The sequence below is a fragment of the Serratia sp. K1WW1 genome (assembly GCF_055790865.1).
This window is the reverse complement of the sequence record NZ_CM147697.1, coordinates 827,281-846,538: the sequence shown is the minus strand read 5'-3', so window position 1 is coordinate 846,538 and position 19,258 is coordinate 827,281. Positions and strand designations below refer to the sequence as shown.

Here is a 19,258-nt window from a genome sequence, read left to right as displayed (position 1 = left end):
TACGTCATACCAGCCGCGATTAGAACGACAGGGTCAGGCCCGCGTAATAGGCCCGGCCCGGTTCGTTGTAGGTCGAAGCCCCTTCGTTTTCACGGTAGATCTGTTTGTCGAACAGGTTGGTGACGCCGGTTTTCAGGCTCAGATCCTTCATCAAATCGTAATTGACGCCAATGCCCACCACCGAATAAGCCCCAACTTCCTGAGTGGAAAGCGTGCCGGCTTCGTTACGGATCTCCGCATATTCACGCGGCTTTTGCCGACCATACATCGTCCAATTCAGGTTGGTGGAGAGCTTATCGGTGACCTGATAATCCAGCAGGGTATTCACCGTATACTTGGGGATCACCGACAGAGGATTACCGGTATCCTTGTTTTCGGAGGTGATCATATAGGTCGCGTTGGTGCGCCAGGTAAGCATGTCCTCAACCAACGGCACCACCAGATTGCCCTCCAACCCTTCGACCAGCGCCTTACCGCCGTTTTCCCAACGCAAGATGTTGTAACCGTTGGAGGCATAGCCAACAATCTCGGTGCCCGCTACGATCTTGTTTTTATAGTCGTTACGGAAATAGGTGATGCCTGCATCGTAACCTGCCCAGGTAAATTCCAGGCCGATCTCTTTGTTAACGCTGGTTTCCGGATCCAGATCGTTATTCCCCAGCAGATAGCAGCTGCCTGAAACTATGTCCTTCGGGCACCCGTTACCACGGGTGGATAACAGATAGCCTTCGCTGGACTGGTACAGGTTTGGCGCTTTAAAGGCTCGGGCGATACCGGCCTTCAGTTTGAAATACTCGCCAAGCTCCTGCGAAATGTTCAGGCTAGGGCTCCAGTTAGCGCCATATTTATTGTGATAGTCGAAGCGCAGGCCGGGGATCACGAAGGTGCCCTCTATCGGCTCAATATTGTCCTCAAAATAGAGTGAGCTGATATCGGCGCTGTTTTTAGCGCTGCGCTCAGAAGGATCGCCAGAGACGCCATTAATGACAACACCGCTTTGATCGGTCATCTGCATGGATGCCGGATCGTTAAGCTTTTCACGGTTCCACTCTGCACCCAGCGTGACGTTCTGCTCAAACAGCAGATCCAGCGGGATATTCAGCTCACCACCGGTACGGTAATTCTCCAGACGGCTAGTGTTATAGGTGTCGTCGTTGATCATGCCTTCGACACGGCCGGTCGTCCCCTCCGCCAGACGGGTATTGTTGGTTTTCTCATAGTTAAAGTTCAGCCGGGATTGGCCCCAGTCCCAGATGCCATTATGGGTAATACCGTAGCTCTGGCGATACAGGCGGTTAGTTTCCTGGCCATACAGCGAAGCCACCAGATCGCCTGGGCTGAGATTGCCATTGCTGTATTGGGTATCGCCAGCGTAGATATTGCCCTGGCGGCTGTAGGCATAGTCAAAATCGAGGATCTGCTGCGGGTCTATTTTCCAGGAGAGTGAGGCATTGATATCTTTGTTTCTGACGCCTTCACGCCCTGCGGCATAGGAACCGTTCTGCTGGGTGTTGATGTCATAGGCATCGGCATCGGTTTTATTGATGTTACCGAACAGGCGCATGGTCAGCACGTCACTGACCAGCGGGCCGCTTAAACTGAAGTTGGCGCGGTTGGTCGCCCCTTCCTTGTTGTTTTCGGGCTGGTTGGTAAACAGCGAAAGCGTGCCATGCCAATCTTTGGTTGGGCGTTTGGTAATAATATTAACCACCCCGCCAGCTGCACCCGAGCCATAGCGGGCTGCCGCCGGGCCACGTAACACCTCAATGCGTTCAACCATTTCTGCGGGCACCCAGTTGGTATCGCCACGGGTATCCCTTTCGCCACGCCAGCTATAACGCACTGAATCACGAGAGGTTGCCGGGACACCGTCGATCAGGATCAGGGTGTTTTCCGGCCCCATTCCCCTTATATCAATCTGCCGATTGTTACCTCGGCTACCGCTAGCGCTGTTGCCGGTAAGGTTGACACCTGGCATTCTGCGAATGATGTCGGACAGGTCGTTGACCGGTGGCGTTTTGCGTATATCCTCGGCGGTGATAATCGAAACCCCAGGCTGTTGTTTCAGTTCTTCCGCCGCGGTGGCACGCACCACCATGGTCTCGCTGTCTTCTACTGGCACCTCCTCTGCCGCCATCCCACCGCTACTGAAAAGCCCCGCCAGCAGGATCGCACCAGGTTGCAGTCTGTTTTTTTTAGGTATAACCATCGAAATAATCCCTTTTATTTAAAGTAGATAATAATATTTGTAACTATTCTTGTAATTGAGAATTGTAATGATAAGCATTCATATTTAAACGCAGGAAAGCGTAAATTCACAATTTCTCCATAGTTCTGGGGAAACCGCAGGCAATAAAGAGAACTGATAATTATTATTAAAATACAATAAGTTATAATTATGATGCTGTGGATCGGGCGCGGCAGATAGCGCCCCACATGTAAGATTTGTGGGATTGGGGAGGAAGATTAAGCTGTGGTGCAGATTTCGTGGTGGTAGCAGGGTAATAGCACCCTCTTCTTCGAGTTAGGCAACCCGAAGAAGAGGAAATGGCTGAGCTTCAGATTACTTGGCCACGCCTTCCATTCCCACCAGCCCCACTTTCAGGTAGCCGGCTTTGCGTAGCGTATCCATCACGCTCATCAGCGTTTCATAATCTACGGTCTTGTCCGCCTGGAAGAAGATGGTGGTTTCTTTATTTGCCTGCGTGCGTTGATCCAGCACCGCCGTCAGCTGTTCCGCCGTCACTGGCTCATCGCCCACGTACAGCTGCTTGTCTGCCTTCACCGACAGGAACACCGGTTTTTCCGGACGCGGCTGCGGTTTAGCGGAAGAAGCAGGCAGATCGACACGAATATCTACCGTTGCCAGCGGCGCAGCCACCATAAAGATGATCAACAGCACCAGCATGACGTCGATAAACGGCGTCACGTTGATTTCATGCAGTTCGCCGCTGTCGTCCAGATCTTCATTTAAGCGCATCGCCATAACTCACCCCACCCGCAGTTGGTGCGCATGCTGCGAACGTTTGGCATCGGCCGAGGCCGCCAGATCCAGATCGCGGCCCAACAGCAGCAGCACCTGCGCCGCCACATCGCCCACCTGAGCACGGTGGCCGCCGATGACGCGAGCAAAGATGTTGTAGATCACTACCGCAGGGATAGCTGCAACCAGACCGAGCGCGGTGGCCAGCAAGGCTTCTGCAATCCCCGGGGCAACGACCGCCAGGTTAGTGGTTTGCGAATGGGCAATGCCGATAAAGCTGTTCATGATGCCCCATACGGTACCGAACAGGCCGACAAACGGTGAAATGGCGCCGATGGTGGCCAGGAAGCCATTGCCGCGCCCCAGCTGACGCCCGTAGGCCGCTACGCGGCGTTCCAGACGGAAACCGGTACGCTCTTTAATACCGTTGTTGTCGTTAGAGGCCGCCGACAGTTCCAGTTCGTTCTGCGCGTCTTGCAGCAGCACCGCACTGATGCTCTCTTGCGAGAAGCTTTGCGCCAGTTCGGAGGCATCGTCCAGCGAACGCACGTCGGCCAGCGCCAACTGCTCACGGCGCAGACGGCGCTTGGAACGAAACAGCTCGCTGCCTTTGGCAAACAGAATGGTCCAGGTGACAATAGACGCCAGCACCAGGCCAATCATCACGATTTTCACCACGATGTCGGCGTGCTGATACATGCCCCAGACGGAAAGGTCCATGCCGCGCGTTTCAGGCGGTTGGATGGTCGGTTCAGGACTAACCGGGGTGATATTTTCCGGGGTACCCGCCACTGGGGTTACCGCTGTTGGTGTGGCCGGTGTCGTTGCCGCGGCAACGCTTTCAGCGACTGCTGGTGCAGTGGCCGGTGCCGCCTGAGCGTTGCCCGCCAACCCCACCACCAACACCAGTGAGGCGATCACACTGCGCCCCAATGCGCCCCATTGCCCACGGCCTGCGCCCTGAGCACTTTGATTTGTCATTTTGCCAGCCGTTTTCACGCTGTGCCTCCACCCATTTCAACATTGAAGGAAGAATTCAGCGTGCGATCATATCAAACCAATCAGGGATTGATAGTAGTTATCATTATTATTTGAAGAATTACGCATCGACGAGCAAAAAATGATACAACCCCAGTCACTATCAGGGTTTGCGCGTCGTTTGGCATAACATTGCCCACCCATAATGCTAACAAAATCATCACTCAAACTGCTGATTTTTACCCCAACAGGCCACAAACGGTGTGAATAGCTCAGCCATCACTGCGGGAAAACGTCTGCGAGCGAGGCATGCATCCCCCTACGTAAGGGCTAGATAAAATCACACAGCAAGGTACAAGGTTTTACGGCGTTTTTACTTGGCCATACCGACGGTCGCCTGTACTTTTTCCGAGTTTTACGGCCTTTGCCACATTTTCTATGCTCTGTTTAATGTCCGCTTAAGCTAATAGCGGTACACTATATGGTGCTCAAGGGCCTCACCGCCGTGTGTGGCCTATATTTACCGGTGAGCATGGCTATAACAGCACGGTAGCCTATAGAAAGTCAGCCCAGGCACCCCAGGATAAAGAATGGATGTATTAAGAGAAATTGTTCACGCACTGTGGACGCAAGACTTTACTGCACTTGCCGATCCCAGCGTGATTTGGGTGGTTTATGCCGTCCTTTTTACCACCTTGTTTTTAGAAAACGGTTTGTTGCCCGCTTCCTTCCTGCCCGGAGATAGCTTACTGCTGTTGGCCGGTGCCTTGATCGCCAAAGGCGTGATGAACTTTATCCCCACGCTGATTATTCTGACGGTCGCCGCCAGCCTTGGCTGTTGGCTCAGCTATCTGCAAGGGCGATGGCTTGGCCATACCTCGGTGGTGAAAGGCTGGTTGCTACAGCTACCAGCGCAATACCACCAGCGCGCGCACATGCTGTTTAACCGCCACGGCCTGGTCGCTTTGCTGATTGGCAGGTTCCTGGCGTTTGTACGCACCCTGTTGCCTACCATGGCCGGTATCTCGGGCCTCAATAGCGCCCGTTTTCAAATCTTTAACTGGCTCAGCGGCTTGCTGTGGGTAGGCTCGGTAGTCACGCTAGGCTATGCCTTTAGCCAAATCCCGCTGGTGAAACGCCACGAAGATCAGGTGATGGCCGGGCTGATGATCCTGCCGATGGTGCTGTTGGTCGTTGGGCTGCTGGGCGTGATGCTGGTCGTTTGGCGTAAAAAACGCGCCTCCTGAATCGGGTGGCGCGGCTATAGCGCCATCCTCGCGGGCAGGTGGCTGACCAGCGCATCCACCGCCAGCCGCACTTTCAAGGGTAAATGCGGCGTAAGCGGCCAGACGGCATGCACCTCAAAGTCTTTCCCCGGTACCTCCCCCAATACCTGCTGCAATCGGCCTTCCAGCAAGGCATCACGGATTAGCCAGCATGGCAGCCAGGCAATACCAAACCCGGCCACCGCCGCGTCGGCAATCGCCTGCAGATCGTCCATCAACAAACGGGGTTTCGGCATCACTTCTCGCATTGTTCCGTCTGCCTGCGGGATCAACCAGCTACGTATCATTGCGGCGTAGCGATAAGCGATGGCATCGTGCCGGGGCAGTTCCTCAATGCTGCCTGGGGCACCACAGCGAGCCAGATAATCCGGCGAGGCGCATAGGGTCATGCGGTTATCCCCTAACCTTCTAGCCACCAGCCCGGCACTGTCTGGCAATGCGCCGTTACGCACCGCCAGATCGAATCCTTCCTCGGCCACATCCACCACCCGATCGCTGAATGACAGATCGAGTTCCAATCCTGGATGCTCACGCGCCAACGCAGTAAGCACCGGCGCGATACACAGGCGGCCAATCAGCACTGGCATCGAGACCCGCAACCGACCACTGACCTGCCGCTTACCGCTTTCCAGCAGGTTCTCTGCGACACGGATCTCCTCCAACGCCCGTAAACAACGCTCATAGAACAGCGCGCCATCGTCAGTCAGATTCAGACTGCGAGTGGTGCGGTGAAACAATCGCACGCCCAGCCGTTGTTCCAGCCGGGCGATAGTTTTACCCACCGCCGAACGGGAAAGATGCAGCCTGTTGGCCGCCAGCGCAAAGCTGCCCGCCTCCACCACGCTGACCAATACCGAGATGCCGCTTAATCGGTCGCTCATTTTTTGTAGCCTTTTAGGAAACAATAATGGGAAAAATTATCGCCACTGGTGATTTTAAATCAACGTTATTATCTGTGAATATCTTCAACCCATCAGGAGCACCACATGGCCGATACCATGCAACGTTGGACGATGAACGCCGTAGGGCGTGAGCATCTGCAATTAACCGAGAGCACCATTCCAGAACCCGGCCCACATCAGGTACGGGTGAAAGTGAACGCTGTAGCGCTGAACTACCGCGATAAGATGGTGATAGAAGGCACCATGCCGTTGGATCTGCCGCTGCCGTTTACCCCTGCCTCGGATATGGCTGGCGTGGTAGACGCGGTGGGAATCGGCAGCACGCGTTTTCGCCCTGGCGATCGGGTGATCTCTACCTTTAGCCCAGACTGGATCGACGGAAAACCTGACGGTGATGCCCGCACTCCGCCTTATCGTGCATCAGGCGGTACTTATCAAGGGATGCTGGCGGAATACGTGGTGGTTGATGAGAGCTGGCTGAGCGCGTCACCTACCACATTAGACGATGCCCAAGCCAGTACCCTGCCCTGCGCCGGGCTGACGGCCTGGTTCGCCTTGGCAGAACGCGGCCATTTGCGTGCCGGTAAATCGGTATTGGTGCAAGGCACCGGCGGTGTTGCCCTGTTCGCGCTACAGATTGCCAAAGCCCACGGAGCGCAGGTCTTTATCACCTCCGGCAGCGAAGAGAAACTGCTACGTGCCAAGGCGTTAGGGGCCGATCACGGCATTCATCGCCTGCAAGAGGATTGGGTGGAGTCTATCTATCAACTGACGCAGGATCGCGGTATCGATCATATTGTCGAAACCGTGGGTGGCAGCAATCTGCTCAACTCACTACGCGCCGTGGCGATACATGGCCGTATCTCGGTCATTGGCGTGCTGGAGGGTTTTGATATTGCCATTCCAGCTAGCCTATTGCTGCTGAAATCGCCGCAGATCCAGGGAATCGGTGTAGGCCATCGCCGCGCATTGGAAGATCTGGTTCGCGCCGTCGACGTCAACGGCATCAAGCCCGTCATCGACCAGCGTTACCGTTTCGATCAGCTACCCGCGGCGCTCGATCACCTCGATCGCGGCCCGTTCGGCAAAATCGTCCTGACGCGCTAACCCTGCATGATGGCGCTGTTGTCCCGCAGCCGGGCGATTTCATCGCTCGGCGTAATGCCAAACAGCCGCTTAAACTCGCGGCTGAACTGCGAAGCACTCTCGTAGCCCACGCGGATCGCCGCCGTGCTGGCCTTAAGACCGTCATGCAGCATCAGCAAACGCGCCTTGTGAAGACGATACGACTTCACATATTGCAGCGGCGAGGTGTTGGTCACCGCCTTAAAGTTATGATGAAACGCCGACACGCTCATGTTCACTTCATATGCCAACTGTTCGACGTTGAGGTTCTCGGCATACTGGTTCTCAATCCGCCGTAACGCCTTGGCGATCTGGCTGAAATGGGTATGCCGGTTAACCAGTTCCTGCAACGAAGCACCACAGCTGCCACGCAGCACGTAATAAAGCAGCTCACGCACGATCTGTGGCCCCAGCACCCGCGCATCCAACGGTTTCTCCATCACGTCCAACAGACGTTCGGTGGCGCACAGCATTTCATCGCTAAGCACTGAGAGGTTAACGCCGCAGCTTTCACCCCTAGGCTGCATCAGGTAATCGTCATCACCGATATCGATCAGCAGATCCTGAAGCATCTGGGTGTCGATATTGACCGCCAGCCCCACCAGCGGCTGTTCCGGGCTGGCAAAGGTTTCACACTCAAACGGCAGCGATACCGTCATCAGCAGGTAATTGCGCGGATCGTACTGAAACACCTTGCTGCCACAGTAGCCCACCTTGTGGCCCTGAAAGATGATGACAATACCAGGCTCATACATCACCGGCTGACGCGGATAATACTCATCGCTATACAACACCTTCACCATAGGCACTGGCGTTGAGCTATAGCCTTTGGCGGTGGCAAAGCGCATCGCCTGGCGCGCCATACGGCTACGTAGTTCAACGTTCTCCATCAGCAAGCCCCTCTAGTCGCCTGAATAATTCGACACGGATAATAACCATAAACATGCATTTTCTACAGTGTAGTGTAGGAATAGGCAAGACACCGACAGGAATGTGCATTGTGCGATCGCGCCAGGTTGCCGACAATAGACTCCAGTTATTTTGCGCCGCTGGCGCTTCCCTGACGCGAAAAGAGAATACGATAATGCAAAATTTCATCCTCCACACCCCAACCAAAATCCTGTTCGGTAAAAACCAGATTGCCGAATTAGGCAAACAAATCCCGGCAGATGCCCGCATCCTGATCACCTACGGCGGTGGCAGCGTGAAGAACAACGGCGTGCTGGATCAGGTCTATGCCGCGCTGGCTGGCCGCAACGTGCAGGAGTTCTCCGGTATCGAGCCTAACCCAACCTATGAAACCCTGATGAAAGCGGTGGAAGTCGTGCGGGCAGAAAAGATCGACTTCCTGCTGGCGGTCGGCGGCGGTTCAGTGGTTGATGGCACCAAATTCATCGCGGCAGCGGCCGACTACCAGGCTGATCGCGATCCTTGGCATATCCTGAAAACCGTGGGCAGCGAGATCGTCAGCGCAGTACCGATGGGTTGCGTGCTGACCTTGCCAGCGACCGGCTCCGAGTCCAACAGCGGTGCGGTGATCACCCGTAAGAGCAGCGGCGACAAACAGCACTTCTTCTCCCCGCTGGTGCAGCCTCTGTTCGCCGTGCTCGATCCGGTGGTGACTTATTCACTGCCACCGCGCCAGATCGCCAACGGCGTAGTGGATGCCTTTGTCCACACCATTGAGCAATACCTGACTTACCCGGTCGATGCCAAAGTGCAGGATCGCTTTGCCGAAAGCCTGCTGTTAACGCTGCTGGAAGATGGCCCACGTGCGCTGGCCGAACCAGAAAACTATGCGGTACGTGCCAACGTGATGTGGAGTGCCACCATGGCGCTGAACGGCCTGATCGGTGCCGGTGTGCCGCAAGACTGGGCAACGCATATGCTCGGCCATGAGCTGACCGCCATGCACGGTCTGGATCATGCGCAAACCCTGGCCGTCGTCCTGCCTGCCTTGCTGGTAGAGAAAAAAGCCCAGAAGCGCGAAAAACTGCTGCAGTACGCCGATCGCGTCTGGGGTCTGCGTGAGGGTTCCGAAGAAAGCCGTATCGACGGCGCGATTGCCGCCACCCGTGCCTTCTTTGAGCAAATGGGCGTGCCAACCCGCCTGTCTGATTATCAACTCGACGGTAGCTCCATCCCTGCGCTGCTCGACAAATTGCATCAACACGATATGACCGCTCTGGGCGAGCATGGGGACATTACGCTGGAAGTCAGCCAACGCATTTATCAAGCGGCACGCTAATTGCTGGCGCACGATTTCATCGCAACATCACAGTTTCCTGCTAGGCTTTAGTTTCTACTTACCGTGCCCGACCGATCATCGGGCACGGTTGTGCGCCTTGTCCGCGCTTTCGATCGCGTCGCATAACATCGTCTCGTTAACTCATGGGAGAATTTTATGGCGAACCAATCCAGCTCCGTATCTGACAATAGCATTCGTGCCTGGGCCGCGCCCGGCCAGGGACAGCCGCTTGAACCCTTTACCTTCGACGCCGGTGCATTAGGCGACGATGAAATTGAAGTTGCTATCGATTACTGTGGCGTCTGCCACTCCGACCTCTCCATGCTCAATAATGAATGGGGCATGACCCACTATCCGTTCGTGCCCGGCCATGAGGTGGTGGGCAAAGTCACCAAGCTGGGTGCCCATGCGCAGAACAAAGGGCTGAAGATTGGCCAGGTGGTGGGCGTTGGCTGGAACCGCGGCAGCTGTATGCACTGCCACCCCTGTATGTCTGGCGATCAGCATCTGTGCAACGAGGTACAACCTACCATCATTGGTCGCCACGGCGGTTTTGCCGATCGCATCCGCAGTCACTGGGCCTGGGCGATCCCACTGCCAGAAGGCGTTGACGTGACCAGCGCCGGGCCGCTGTTCTGCGGCGGGATCACGGTGTTCAACCCACTATTGCAGTACGATGTCCGCCCGACACAGCGCGTTGGCGTGGTCGGTATCGGCGGCCTGGGCCACATGGCGATCCGCTTTATGCATGCCTGGGGCTGTGAAGTCACCGCCTTCACCTCGTCCAACAGCAAACGTGACGAAGCGCTTTCGTTGGGTGCACACCGCGTGGTGGCCAGCAATGACAGCGCCGCATTACAGGCCATCGCCAATCAGCTCGACTTTATTCTGGTCACCGCCAGTGCCTCTTTAGATTGGGACGCCTTTATCGGCACCTTGGCCCCGAAAGGCCGCCTGCACTTCGTTGGGGCGATACCCGACCCAGTGCCGGTTCAGGTATTCTCGTTTATCAGCAAACAGGCTGAACTTTCCGCTTCACCTACCGGTGCTCCTTCACGCCTTGCTGACATGTTGGCGTTCTGCGCCCGGCATGGCATTGAGCCGCAGGTGGAGCATTTCCCGCTGAGCAAGGTAAACGATGCCATCGCGCATCTGGAGGCGGGCAAAGCCCGTTACCGTATCGTACTGGATATGCACGCTTGAGGTCGCAAACTCGGCAAGCGCTGAGGTGGCGAACTAAAATTCATGTAAGCAGGCTTTGGCCTGAAAGCAGTCATAAGGAGATAGCGCATGCAACCCATCATCAAACTCCACGATGGTAATCTGATGCCGCAGTTGGGACTCGGCGTATGGCAAGCCAGCATTGAAGAAACTACGCAGGCCGTCACCAAGGCGCTGGAAGTCGGCTATCGCTCCATCGATACCGCCGCGATTTACAAAAACGAGGAAGGGGTAGGTGCCGCGCTGCAAGCCACCGCGATCCCACGTGAAGAGCTGTTTATCACCACCAAGCTGTGGAACGACGATCAGGGCGATCCGCAGGCAGCGCTGGAAACCAGCCTGAAAAAGCTGAAGCTGGATTACGTCGATCTCTACCTGATCCACTGGCCGAAACCGGCACAGGATCAGTATGTCGAAGCCTGGCGCGGCTTGATCAAACTGCGTGAGCAAGGGCTGGTGAAAAGCATCGGCGTCTGTAACTTCCACACGCCACATCTGCAACGCCTGCTGGATGAAACCAGCGTCGCACCAGTGATCAACCAGATCGAACTGCATCCGCTGCTGCAACAGCGCCAGCTGCGCGCCTGGAACGCGACTCATCACATCGCCACCGAGTCCTGGAGCCCATTGGCGCAAGGGGGTGAAGGCGTCTTTGATCAACCTCTCATCAAGAAGCTGGCGGAGAAGTACAACAAGACGCCAGCACAGATCGTCGTGCGCTGGCATCTGGACAGCGGCCTGATCGTGATCCCGAAATCGGTTACGCCCGCGCGTATTCGTGAAAACTTTGAGGTGTTTGATTTCAAACTGGATAAGGACGAACTGGGCGAAATCACCAAGCTGGATATAGGCAACCGCCTGGGGCCGGATCCAGACTCTCTGTAAACATAACGGGGTCGCACTGTCGGCCCCGTTGCTTTATTGTTGGCAACCTCTCGCGTTAATTGGCTTTTAACCCAAGATCTTATCGGTCACTGGCGCTATGATATGGCGCAGCAATCCGATCACAGCAGCTTGGAGTTTCATGACCTTCTCTTTCTCATCTTTGCCGCGCCTGACCATGGTGTTAATACTGTTGGTGCTGGCGGGCTGTTCCAGTAAGCACCAGCGTACCAGCCACGATCCTCACGCCTATGACGATGAAATCGAAGACGCGGCCGACGAGTATGATGTCGATGAAAAGCTGATCGCCGCCATTATTCAGGTAGAGTCCGGCTTTAACCCCAAGGCTGTCAGCCCTTCCAACGCCATCGGCCTGATGCAGCTCAAGGCGAATACCGCCGGTTGCGATGCCTACCGTTTTAAAGGTAAACGCGGCTGCCCGGATGATGACGATCTGTTGGATCCAGAAACTAATATCGATCTGGGGGCAGCCTATATAGGTGCGTTGCAACAGCAGCAACTGAAGTGGATTGACGATCCGGTGACCCGCCGCTATGCCACTGAAGTGGCCTATGCCAACGGCGCAGGAGCCTTGCTACGTACCTTCTCCAGCGATCGCAAAAAAGCCATCAGAATGATCAACAACCTGTCACCCGAGGCCTTTCACTGGCATGTGCGCCAGTACCATCCCTCACCGCAGGCACCGCGTTATATGCTGAAGGTCGAGGCGGCGTATAACAGTTTGTAGTGGCCCCTCACCCCAACCCTCTCCCACAGGGAGAGGGAGCTGTCTGGAGCCCGTGGTTAGCCCGTGCGCCTTCGGAAAGTGATGTAAGAAGAAGAAAGGCTGGGTATTACGCAAAGTAATCAACGAACTCGATCGGTTCCCTCTCCCTGTGGGTCTTAGCCCGTACTGCTTCGGAAAGTGATGTAAGAAGAAGAAAGGCTGGGTATTACGCAAAGTAATCAACGAACTCGATCGGTTCCCTCTCCCTGTGGGAGAGGGTTAGGGTGAGGGGCCAAATGGCGGAAAAACAGCCCCTTTCCTATCAGGCCTTACCGTTGCGGATAGGCTTGCGCGGTGGCTTGTTGGACGGAGTTCGCTGGCGGGTAATGTCCGTGTGCTTGGTCAACGCCGGGCGGGTATGCCGCTGTAGGCGCTTAGCCTCGCGCTGCTCGTCAATGCTCGGTGCTGGCACCAGGCATTCGCGACGGCCACCAATCAGGTGCTTCATCCCCATCTCTTCCAACGCCGTACGGATCAGCGGCCAGTTGAGCGGATCGTGATAGCGCAACAATGCCTTATGCAGGCGGCGCTGGCGATCGCCCTTCGGAATAAACACGTCTTCGCTCTTATACCCCACCTTACCCAACGGGTTCTTGCCGCTGTAATACATGGTGGTGGAGTTCGCCATCGGCGACGGGTAGAAGTTCTGTACCTGATCGAGACGGAAACGGTTTTTCTTCAGCCACAGGGCCAGATTCACCATGTCCTCATCGCGGGTGCCCGGATGCGAGGAGATGAAATAAGGGATCAGATACTGCTCTTTACCTGCCTGTTTGGAATACTGATCGAACAGCTGCTTGAAGCGATCGTAGCTGCCCATCCCCGGCTTCATCATCTTGGACAATGGCCCGGTTTCGGTATGCTCCGGTGCGATCTTCAGATAGCCGCCCACGTGATGGGTCGCCAGTTCCTTGATATAGCGCGGATCTTCAACCGCCAGATCGTAACGCACCCCGGAGGCGATCAGGATCTTCTTGATCCCTTCCAGCTCACGGGCACGGCGGTAAAGTTTGATGGTCGGCTCATGGTTGGTATCCATATAGGTACAGATTTCCGGATACACACAGGAGGCGCGGCGGCAGGTTTGCTCGGCACGCGGGTTGGTACAGCGCAACATATACATGTTGGCCGTTGGACCACCCAGATCGGAGATCACCCCGGTAAAGCCCGGTACCTTGTCGCGGATCTCTTCGATTTCACGCACGATCGAGTCTTCCGAACGGCTCTGGATAATGCGCCCTTCATGCTCGGTGATTGAACAGAACGAACAGCCACCGTAGCAGCCACGCATAATGTTCACCGAGAAGCGGATCATATCGTAGGCCGGGATACGCTCTTCGCCATAGGATGGGTGCGGCACACGCTGGTACGGCAGGGCAAACACGCTGTCCATTTCCGGCGTGGTGAGCGGGATCGCCGGTGGGTTGATCCACACGTAGCGGTCACCATGTTTTTGCATCAACGCACGGGCGCAGCCAGGGTTGGTTTCATGGTGCAGGATGCGCGAAGTATGGGCATACAGCACCTTGTCCGCCTTTACCTTCTCGAAGGAAGGCAGCAGCACGTAGGTTTTTTCCCACGGCTTGGGCTTGGCGGCACGTACGGTAACGGGCTTGGCCTCTGGCTCTGGCGTGCTGCCATCGGCACAGGGCAAATCTTCACCGTAAGGATTAGGGATTGGCTCGATGCGGCCCGGCTTGTCCAGGCGAGTGGAATCCACCCCGCTCCAGCCCGGCATGGCCCCTTTACGCATCACTGCGGTGTTACGGATATCGTGGATATCCTGAATTTTTTCACCCGCCGCCAGGCGATGCGCCAACTCCACCAGCGGGCGTTCGCCGTTGCCGTAGATCAGCATATCGGCCTTGGAATCCACCAGCACCGAACGGCGCACGGTATCCGACCAGTAATCATAATGGGCAATGCGGCGCAGGCTGGCTTCGATACCGCCCAGGATGACGGGCACATCTTTATAGGCTTCTCTACAGCGTTGGCTATAGACCAGGGTGGCGCGATCCGGGCGTTTGCCGCCCACGTTACCGGCGGTGTAGGCATCGTCATGACGCAGCTTACGATCGGCGGTATAGCGGTTGATCATCGAGTCCATATTGCCGGCGGTCACGCCGAAGAACAGGTTCGGTTTACCCAAACGCATAAAGTCTTCTTTGTTACTCCAGTCCGGCTGGGCAATGATCCCCACGCGGAAGCCCTGAGCCTCCAGCATGCGGCCCACAATCGCCATGCCAAAGCTTGGGTGATCGACGTAAGCGTCCCCGCTGATGACAATCACATCGCAGCTATCCCAGCCTAATTGGTCCATCTCCTCACGCGACATCGGTAAAAACGGCGCGGGGCCAAAACATTCGGCCCAATAAGGCTCGTAGGAGAACAATTCACGTTCGGGTTGGATCAGGCTGGTAGTGCTCATTCGGGTGCTCTTGTGCAGGTTAATTTATCGCCGGGCGGCGATTATACGCACTCACCGCCAAAAGAGCATGGTTATTTCTCAGATTACTCAGCTTTTGACCTCAAACTCGTACACATCGCTGCGGCACAGCGTTTCGCTGAACTCCAGCACTTCGCCCTGGGCATTGCGGCTGGTCTGGACAATGCGTAACAGCGGCGTGCCGCTTTGCACATTGAGCAAGCTGGCATTTTCGTCACTGCTGGCAACCGCCTTCAATAAAAAATGCCTGCCCTCTGGCACAATCCCTCGCGACTTCCATAGGGCATACAGCGAATGTTCCAGCTCTTCGGGATCGGGCAGAAAACGGGTCGGGATATAGGTGGTTTCCAACGACACCGGATTGCCATCCATCAACCGCAGGCGGCGTAGCTTGACCACGATACTGTCGCTTGCCAACTCCAGCGCCTTGGCTACCTCGCTGGGTGCCTTTATGCAAGAACGCAACAGCCATTGGTTGCTGACGCTGCTGCCACTGCGCAAAACCTGCGCGGTAAAGCCGTTATCCTGATTGAGGGAATAACCGATGTGCATGGCCACTCGAGTACCAATGCCCTGTTGGCGTGAGACCAGCGCTTGCTCTTCCAGCAATCTCATCGCCTTACTGACCGTCACGCGTGACAAATCCAATGCTTCAGCCAACACGCGTTCCGGCGGTAAAAAGTCGCCAACGCCCAGCACACGCTGCTTGATGGCAATTTCCAGGGAATTCGCCAGTTGGATGTAACGTGGTGCCGCCGCTGCCTGTGAAAACTGCTGACGCAGCCAGGCAATAAAATCATTCATCGGACCCACCTCTGATTTGTTCGCATTCCTCAACCGCCTCGTTTTTACCATATTTGTCACATTCAGGGTAATTACACCATGCGCACTTGCATTGGACTTAGATTGGAGTCACATTTTTCGACTATTGGACTTTAATTGGATCCATTTTACGACTAACATTAGCAACACTGATGTTTTACATCGGTTAGCACCAACACCAGGGAACACCCATATAAATGAAAAATATAAAAAATCCTCACCACGCCATACTCGGGGCGCTCTATGGGCAAGCCGTAGGCGATGCGATGGGGATGCCGTCAGAACTGTGGCCATTACAACAGGTTAGTGATTATTTTGGTTGGATCACCCACTTCCTGCCTGGCCCGGCAGAAAATATCGCAGCAAACGGCTTTATCGCCGGGGAATACACGGATGACACCCAGCAGGCAGTGGCCTTGATGGATGCGCTGTTGGCCGCCGAGGGCCGGGTCGAGCCGGAACGTATTGCTCACCACATCATGCTGTGGGCTGAACGGATCGGAGCCTTTGAGAAAAATATCCTCGGCCCCAGCTCCAAAGCCGCGCTGTTGGCGTTCCGCGCCGGTACACCGGTGGCAGAGATTGCCGCTAACGGCGTGACCAATGGAGCGGCCATGCGTGTCGCTCCGTTAGGTTGCCTGCTGCCAAGTAGCGATTTGCCAGCCTTTATCACGGCGGTAAGGCTGTCTTGCAGCCCGACCCACAAGTCGGATATCGCCGTAGCTGGCGCTTTTGCCATTGCCTGGGCCGTTAGCCGGGCTGTCGAAGGCGCGGATTGGGCCACCATCAAGCAAGAACTGCCCGCACATGTGGAGCAGGTGCAACAGCAACATATCACCACCTTCAGCCCTTCGCTCAGTCGCCGTCTGGTTTGGGCGCTGGAGTTCACCGCTAACCTGGGCCATCTGCCGGATAGCGAAGCATTGGCGGAGCTTTACCATACCGTCGGTGCCGGGATGGACACTATCGAGTCGATCCCAATGGCATTGGCGCTGGTTGAACTGGCAGACACCGATCCGCAACGTTGTGCGATCCTGGCCGCCAATCTAGGTGGAGATACCGATACCATTGGCGCCATGGCAACGGCGATCTGCGGAGCCTTACGCGGCATAGCCGCCTTCCCGGCGGAGTGGATTGCCACGATCAATAGCGCCAATCAAATAGATTTTGAGCCCTACGCGGCCGCTCTCCTCAGGCTGCGCACACAGGAATAAATCGCACCATGAGTGAAATCAACCGCAGTGAGACATGGAAAGTAGAAAGCACGGGGATCGATCGCGTACCGGATGCCGAGCAGACCGGTAAACCGCTCGAGCTGTTCTGGATATGGTCTGCCGCCAACATCGGCATTCTCGGCGTGGTGTACGGGGCAATTATTGTCGCGTTCGGCCTGTCCTTTATCCAGTCAATCCTGGCCGCATTGGTCGGGGTAGCCAGTTTTGCTTTGGTAGGCTACACCAGCTTCGCCGGAAAACGTGGCCGTACCTCTACTTTGACCTTATCGCGGGTGATTTTTGGCCTGAAGGGCAACATCGCCCCCACCACCTTCAGTTGGATCAACCTGATGGGCTGGGAAGCGGTGAACGTCATCACCGGCACGCTCACCCTGGCGGCACTGTTCCAAGCCCTGGGCCTGGGTGAAAGCCACTCCCTTACCGCTTTCAGCCTGTTGCTGTTTGGCGGCTTGACCATCGTAGTCAGCCTGCTGGGCCAGAACACGGTAGTCTGGATGCAGAGCTGGTTCAGCCGGATATTCGGCACCATGACGCTGATTGTGGTGCTGTATATCGTCTTCACCACCGAGTGGGGCAAAGTGCTGTCACTGCCTTCCGGCAGTTGGTTGACCGGCTTCCTGCCCGCCGTTTCGGTGATCGCCGCCGGTACCGGGATCAGTTGGGCAATCGCCGGGGCCGATTACAGCCGTTATCAAAGCCCTGAGTCTTCAGACAAAAGCATCTTTGCTGCCGTGGTGGGCGGTGCCTGCCTGCCCCTGATCCTGCTGATGTTCACCGGCATTCTGCTTTCGGTGCAGCTGCCGGATCTGGCCAGCGCCGCCAACCCGATTGCGTTAATCGGTTCGGTGCTGCCAAAGTGGATGGCTATCCCCTATCTGCTGGCAGCGACCGCCGGTATCGTTACTATTGCCGTGCTCAGCCTCTACTCCGCCAGCCTTAACTTGCTAACGCTAGGCGTGAAGGTGAAACAGTCGCTGGCCGTCTCCATTGACGCCGTGGTCATCCTTGGCATCGCCATCTATGTGCTGTTTATCTCTGGCGACTTTATGGGGCCATTTATCTCCTTCCTGGTGTTCTGCGGGGTATTCCTTGCCGCCTGGGAAGCCATTTTCATTCTCGATTATGCTAAAGTGCGCCGTCATCATGGTTACGACGGTAATGCCCTGTACGGCCTGAACGGCCAGAACCGCGGCGTACGTAAGGTACCGTTATTCTGCTGGTTCCTCGGTGCCTTGTGCGGGCTGCTGGTGACCAAAACCGGCTTTATCGATGGCCCATTGGCTAAAGGCCTGTTCGCCGATTCCAGCCTGGGGCTGTTCGTTTCCTTCCTGGTCAGCCTGATTGCCTATGGCCTCTATCTGGCAAGTAACAAAGGACATCAATGAGTGAATTTGTCGCAGTAAAACCCATTCTGGTGGTAGGCGGAGCCGTGGGTGACGTGGTCCTCACGCTGCCAAAGCTGCCGGTCAGCGGTGAAGATATCGAAGCGCAGCCGCAAGAGCGACAGATTGGCGGTTGTGCCTTCAACGTAGCACGGGCGTTACGCCGCCTGGATGTCCCCGTGATTAACGGTATGCCGGTGGGCAACGGAGACTGGGGAGCGGCCATCGAAGCCGCCATGCAGGAGCTGGATCTGCCGGTGCTGCTACGCCATGGCCAGTTGGATAATGGTTGGTGTCTGGCGTTGGTGGAACCCAACGGTGAACGTACTTTTGTTACCGTGACCGGTTGTGAAGCCCATTGGAATAAGGCGCAACTGGCTACCCTGCCGCTAACGCCGGAAACGGTGGTCTATGCCAACGGCTATGAACTGGTGGGAGAACCCGGCGAAGCACTGCGTGACTGGCTTACCCGCCTGCCGTTCGATCAGTGGCGGCTGCTGGATCCCGGCCCGCGCGTCGGTCAGTTAGGTGAAGAGTTTTTCGCCATGCTTAGCGACAGCCACACCTTGCTCACCCTCAACCGCGACGAAGTCGCGATCTTGTGTGGAGAAGGTGATGCTGTCAGCGCTGCGCAACGTTATGCCACAGCGCATAACATTACCCTGATCTGCCGGTTGGATCGTGACGGTGCCTGGGTCTGTGATGGCCGCAATGAACCGCAGCATGTGCCCGTTTACCCGGTTGACGTCGTCGACACCATAGGTGCGGGGGATGCCCACTGCGCGGGTGTGCTAGCCGGGCTTTCCGCTGGCCTGCCGCTGGTACAAGCCGTCGATCTTGCCAACCGCGTGGCCGCCTGCGTGGTGGCCAGCCGTGGTGCATCCGGAGCACCAGACTGGCAACAGCTGCAACAGCGTTTTCCTGCCTGATATCAAAGGGGCTGAACTCAGCCCCTTTGTTT

Annotated in this window: 16 protein-coding genes; 9 read left to right on the top strand and 7 right to left on the bottom strand. The window is 56.2% G+C overall.

What is annotated here, in order from left to right; all coding sequences use genetic code 11:
- Positions 1–19: 19 nt before the first annotated feature.
- The 3 genes from ACX9GU_RS03865 to exbB all read right to left on the bottom strand — a co-directional run bounded on the left by ACX9GU_RS03865 (position 20) and on the right by exbB (position 3,982).
- Positions 20–2,209 carry a TonB-dependent siderophore receptor gene (locus ACX9GU_RS03865; RefSeq protein WP_473193891.1) on the bottom strand — a complete coding sequence of 730 codons (2,190 nt, stop codon included), beginning with the start codon at positions 2,207–2,209 and terminating at the stop codon, positions 20–22.
- Positions 2,210–2,563: 354 nt separating this feature from the next.
- Positions 2,564–2,986: a TonB system transport protein ExbD gene (gene exbD, locus ACX9GU_RS03860; protein ID WP_021179543.1), complete on the bottom strand. Its 423-nt coding sequence runs from the start codon at positions 2,984–2,986 to the stop codon at positions 2,564–2,566.
- Positions 2,987–2,989: 3 nt separating this feature from the next.
- Positions 2,990–3,982 carry a tol-pal system-associated acyl-CoA thioesterase gene (gene exbB / locus ACX9GU_RS03855; RefSeq protein ID WP_473193890.1) on the bottom strand — a complete coding sequence of 331 codons (993 nt, stop codon included), beginning with the start codon at positions 3,980–3,982 and terminating at the stop codon, positions 2,990–2,992.
- Between the two features lie 569 nt (positions 3,983–4,551).
- Between exbB and ACX9GU_RS03850 the strand changes: the two genes are divergently transcribed.
- On the top strand, positions 4,552–5,208 hold the full coding sequence (locus ACX9GU_RS03850; protein WP_021806837.1) for a DedA family protein: 657 nt from the start codon (positions 4,552–4,554) through the stop codon (positions 5,206–5,208).
- Between the two features lie 14 nt (positions 5,209–5,222).
- Here ACX9GU_RS03850 and ACX9GU_RS03845 read toward each other — a convergent pair whose 3' ends face one another.
- Positions 5,223–6,128 (bottom strand): LysR substrate-binding domain-containing protein, encoded by a 906-nt coding sequence (locus ACX9GU_RS03845; protein WP_473193889.1) that lies wholly within the window; start codon positions 6,126–6,128, stop codon positions 5,223–5,225.
- A 105-nt stretch (positions 6,129–6,233) separates the two neighbouring features.
- Here ACX9GU_RS03845 and ACX9GU_RS03840 point away from each other — a divergent pair, with 105 nt between their 5' ends.
- The gene (locus ACX9GU_RS03840; RefSeq protein ID WP_473193888.1) at positions 6,234–7,256 is read left to right on the top strand and encodes a zinc-dependent alcohol dehydrogenase family protein; all 1,023 of its coding nucleotides are present in this window, start codon (positions 6,234–6,236) and stop codon (positions 7,254–7,256) included.
- On the opposite strand, the gene ACX9GU_RS03835 is transcribed toward ACX9GU_RS03840, so the two are convergent.
- Positions 7,253–8,137 (bottom strand): AraC family transcriptional regulator, encoded by an 885-nt coding sequence (locus tag ACX9GU_RS03835; RefSeq protein WP_473195104.1) that lies wholly within the window; start codon positions 8,135–8,137, stop codon positions 7,253–7,255. The genes ACX9GU_RS03840 and ACX9GU_RS03835 overlap by 4 nt on opposite strands.
- 221 nt (positions 8,138–8,358) lie before the next feature.
- Between ACX9GU_RS03835 and yqhD the strand changes: the two genes are divergently transcribed.
- The 4 genes from yqhD (at position 8,359) to ACX9GU_RS03815 (ending at position 12,373) form a co-directional block, all read left to right on the top strand.
- The gene (yqhD, locus tag ACX9GU_RS03830; protein ID WP_473193887.1) at positions 8,359–9,522 is read left to right on the top strand and encodes an alcohol dehydrogenase; all 1,164 of its coding nucleotides are present in this window, start codon (positions 8,359–8,361) and stop codon (positions 9,520–9,522) included.
- 156 nt (positions 9,523–9,678) lie between these two features.
- Entirely contained in the window at positions 9,679–10,725 is a 1,047-nt protein-coding gene (gene ahr / locus ACX9GU_RS03825; RefSeq protein WP_179251951.1) for an NADPH-dependent aldehyde reductase Ahr, read from the top strand.
- Between the two features lie 87 nt (positions 10,726–10,812).
- The gene (dkgA, locus tag ACX9GU_RS03820; protein WP_021179533.1) at positions 10,813–11,628 is read left to right on the top strand and encodes a 2,5-didehydrogluconate reductase DkgA; all 816 of its coding nucleotides are present in this window, start codon (positions 10,813–10,815) and stop codon (positions 11,626–11,628) included.
- A 139-nt stretch (positions 11,629–11,767) separates the two neighbouring features.
- The gene (locus ACX9GU_RS03815) at positions 11,768–12,373 is read left to right on the top strand and encodes a transglycosylase SLT domain-containing protein (RefSeq protein WP_021179532.1); all 606 of its coding nucleotides are present in this window, start codon (positions 11,768–11,770) and stop codon (positions 12,371–12,373) included.
- Positions 12,374–12,674: 301 nt separating this feature from the next.
- On the opposite strand, the gene ACX9GU_RS03810 is transcribed toward ACX9GU_RS03815, so the two are convergent.
- Positions 12,675–14,840, bottom strand: a complete 2,166-nt coding sequence (locus tag ACX9GU_RS03810; RefSeq protein ID WP_021179531.1) for a YgiQ family radical SAM protein — start codon at positions 14,838–14,840, stop codon at positions 12,675–12,677.
- 87 nt (positions 14,841–14,927) lie between these two features.
- Positions 14,928–15,662: a GntR family transcriptional regulator gene (locus ACX9GU_RS03805; RefSeq protein ID WP_368438875.1), complete on the bottom strand. Its 735-nt coding sequence runs from the start codon at positions 15,660–15,662 to the stop codon at positions 14,928–14,930.
- A gap of 215 nt (positions 15,663–15,877) precedes the next feature.
- Between ACX9GU_RS03805 and ACX9GU_RS03800 the strand changes: the two genes are divergently transcribed.
- The 3 genes from ACX9GU_RS03800 to ACX9GU_RS03790 are packed head-to-tail and all read left to right on the top strand — an operon-like array spanning position 15,878 to position 19,226.
- Entirely contained in the window at positions 15,878–16,894 is a 1,017-nt protein-coding gene (locus tag ACX9GU_RS03800; RefSeq protein WP_473193886.1) for an ADP-ribosylglycohydrolase family protein, read from the top strand.
- An 8-nt stretch (positions 16,895–16,902) separates the two neighbouring features.
- Entirely contained in the window at positions 16,903–18,300 is a 1,398-nt protein-coding gene (locus tag ACX9GU_RS03795) for a purine-cytosine permease family protein (RefSeq protein WP_473193885.1), read from the top strand.
- On the top strand, positions 18,297–19,226 hold the full coding sequence (locus ACX9GU_RS03790; RefSeq protein WP_179251953.1) for a PfkB family carbohydrate kinase: 930 nt from the start codon (positions 18,297–18,299) through the stop codon (positions 19,224–19,226). Before ACX9GU_RS03795 ends, ACX9GU_RS03790 begins: the two co-directional genes overlap by 4 nt.
- Positions 19,227–19,258 lie beyond the last annotated feature (32 nt).

Bases quoted from the DNA above. Each gene is read 5' to 3' on its own strand.
- ACX9GU_RS03815 (WP_021179532.1), top strand. From the start codon at position 11,768: ATGACCTTCTCTTTCTCATCTTTGCCGCGCCTGACCATGGTGTTAATA.
- ACX9GU_RS03810 (WP_021179531.1), bottom strand. From the start codon at position 14,840: ATGAGCACTACCAGCCTGATCCAACCCGAACGTGAATTGTTCTCCTAC.
- yqhD (WP_473193887.1), top strand. From the start codon at position 8,359: ATGCAAAATTTCATCCTCCACACCCCAACCAAAATCCTGTTCGGTAAA.
- ahr (WP_179251951.1), top strand. From the start codon at position 9,679: ATGGCGAACCAATCCAGCTCCGTATCTGACAATAGCATTCGTGCCTGG.
- ACX9GU_RS03840 (WP_473193888.1), top strand. From the start codon at position 6,234: ATGGCCGATACCATGCAACGTTGGACGATGAACGCCGTAGGGCGTGAG.
- ACX9GU_RS03790 (WP_179251953.1), top strand. From the start codon at position 18,297: ATGAGTGAATTTGTCGCAGTAAAACCCATTCTGGTGGTAGGCGGAGCC.
- ACX9GU_RS03800 (WP_473193886.1), top strand. From the start codon at position 15,878: ATGAAAAATATAAAAAATCCTCACCACGCCATACTCGGGGCGCTCTAT.
- ACX9GU_RS03795 (WP_473193885.1), top strand. From the start codon at position 16,903: ATGAGTGAAATCAACCGCAGTGAGACATGGAAAGTAGAAAGCACGGGG.
- ACX9GU_RS03845 (WP_473193889.1), bottom strand. From the start codon at position 6,128: ATGAGCGACCGATTAAGCGGCATCTCGGTATTGGTCAGCGTGGTGGAG.
- ACX9GU_RS03805 (WP_368438875.1), bottom strand. From the start codon at position 15,662: ATGAATGATTTTATTGCCTGGCTGCGTCAGCAGTTTTCACAGGCAGCG.
- exbD (WP_021179543.1), bottom strand. From the start codon at position 2,986: ATGGCGATGCGCTTAAATGAAGATCTGGACGACAGCGGCGAACTGCAT.
- ACX9GU_RS03835 (WP_473195104.1), bottom strand. From the start codon at position 8,137: ATGGCGCGCCAGGCGATGCGCTTTGCCACCGCCAAAGGCTATAGCTCA.
- ACX9GU_RS03850 (WP_021806837.1), top strand. From the start codon at position 4,552: ATGGATGTATTAAGAGAAATTGTTCACGCACTGTGGACGCAAGACTTT.
- ACX9GU_RS03865 (WP_473193891.1), bottom strand. From the start codon at position 2,209: ATGGTTATACCTAAAAAAAACAGACTGCAACCTGGTGCGATCCTGCTG.
- dkgA (WP_021179533.1), top strand. From the start codon at position 10,813: ATGCAACCCATCATCAAACTCCACGATGGTAATCTGATGCCGCAGTTG.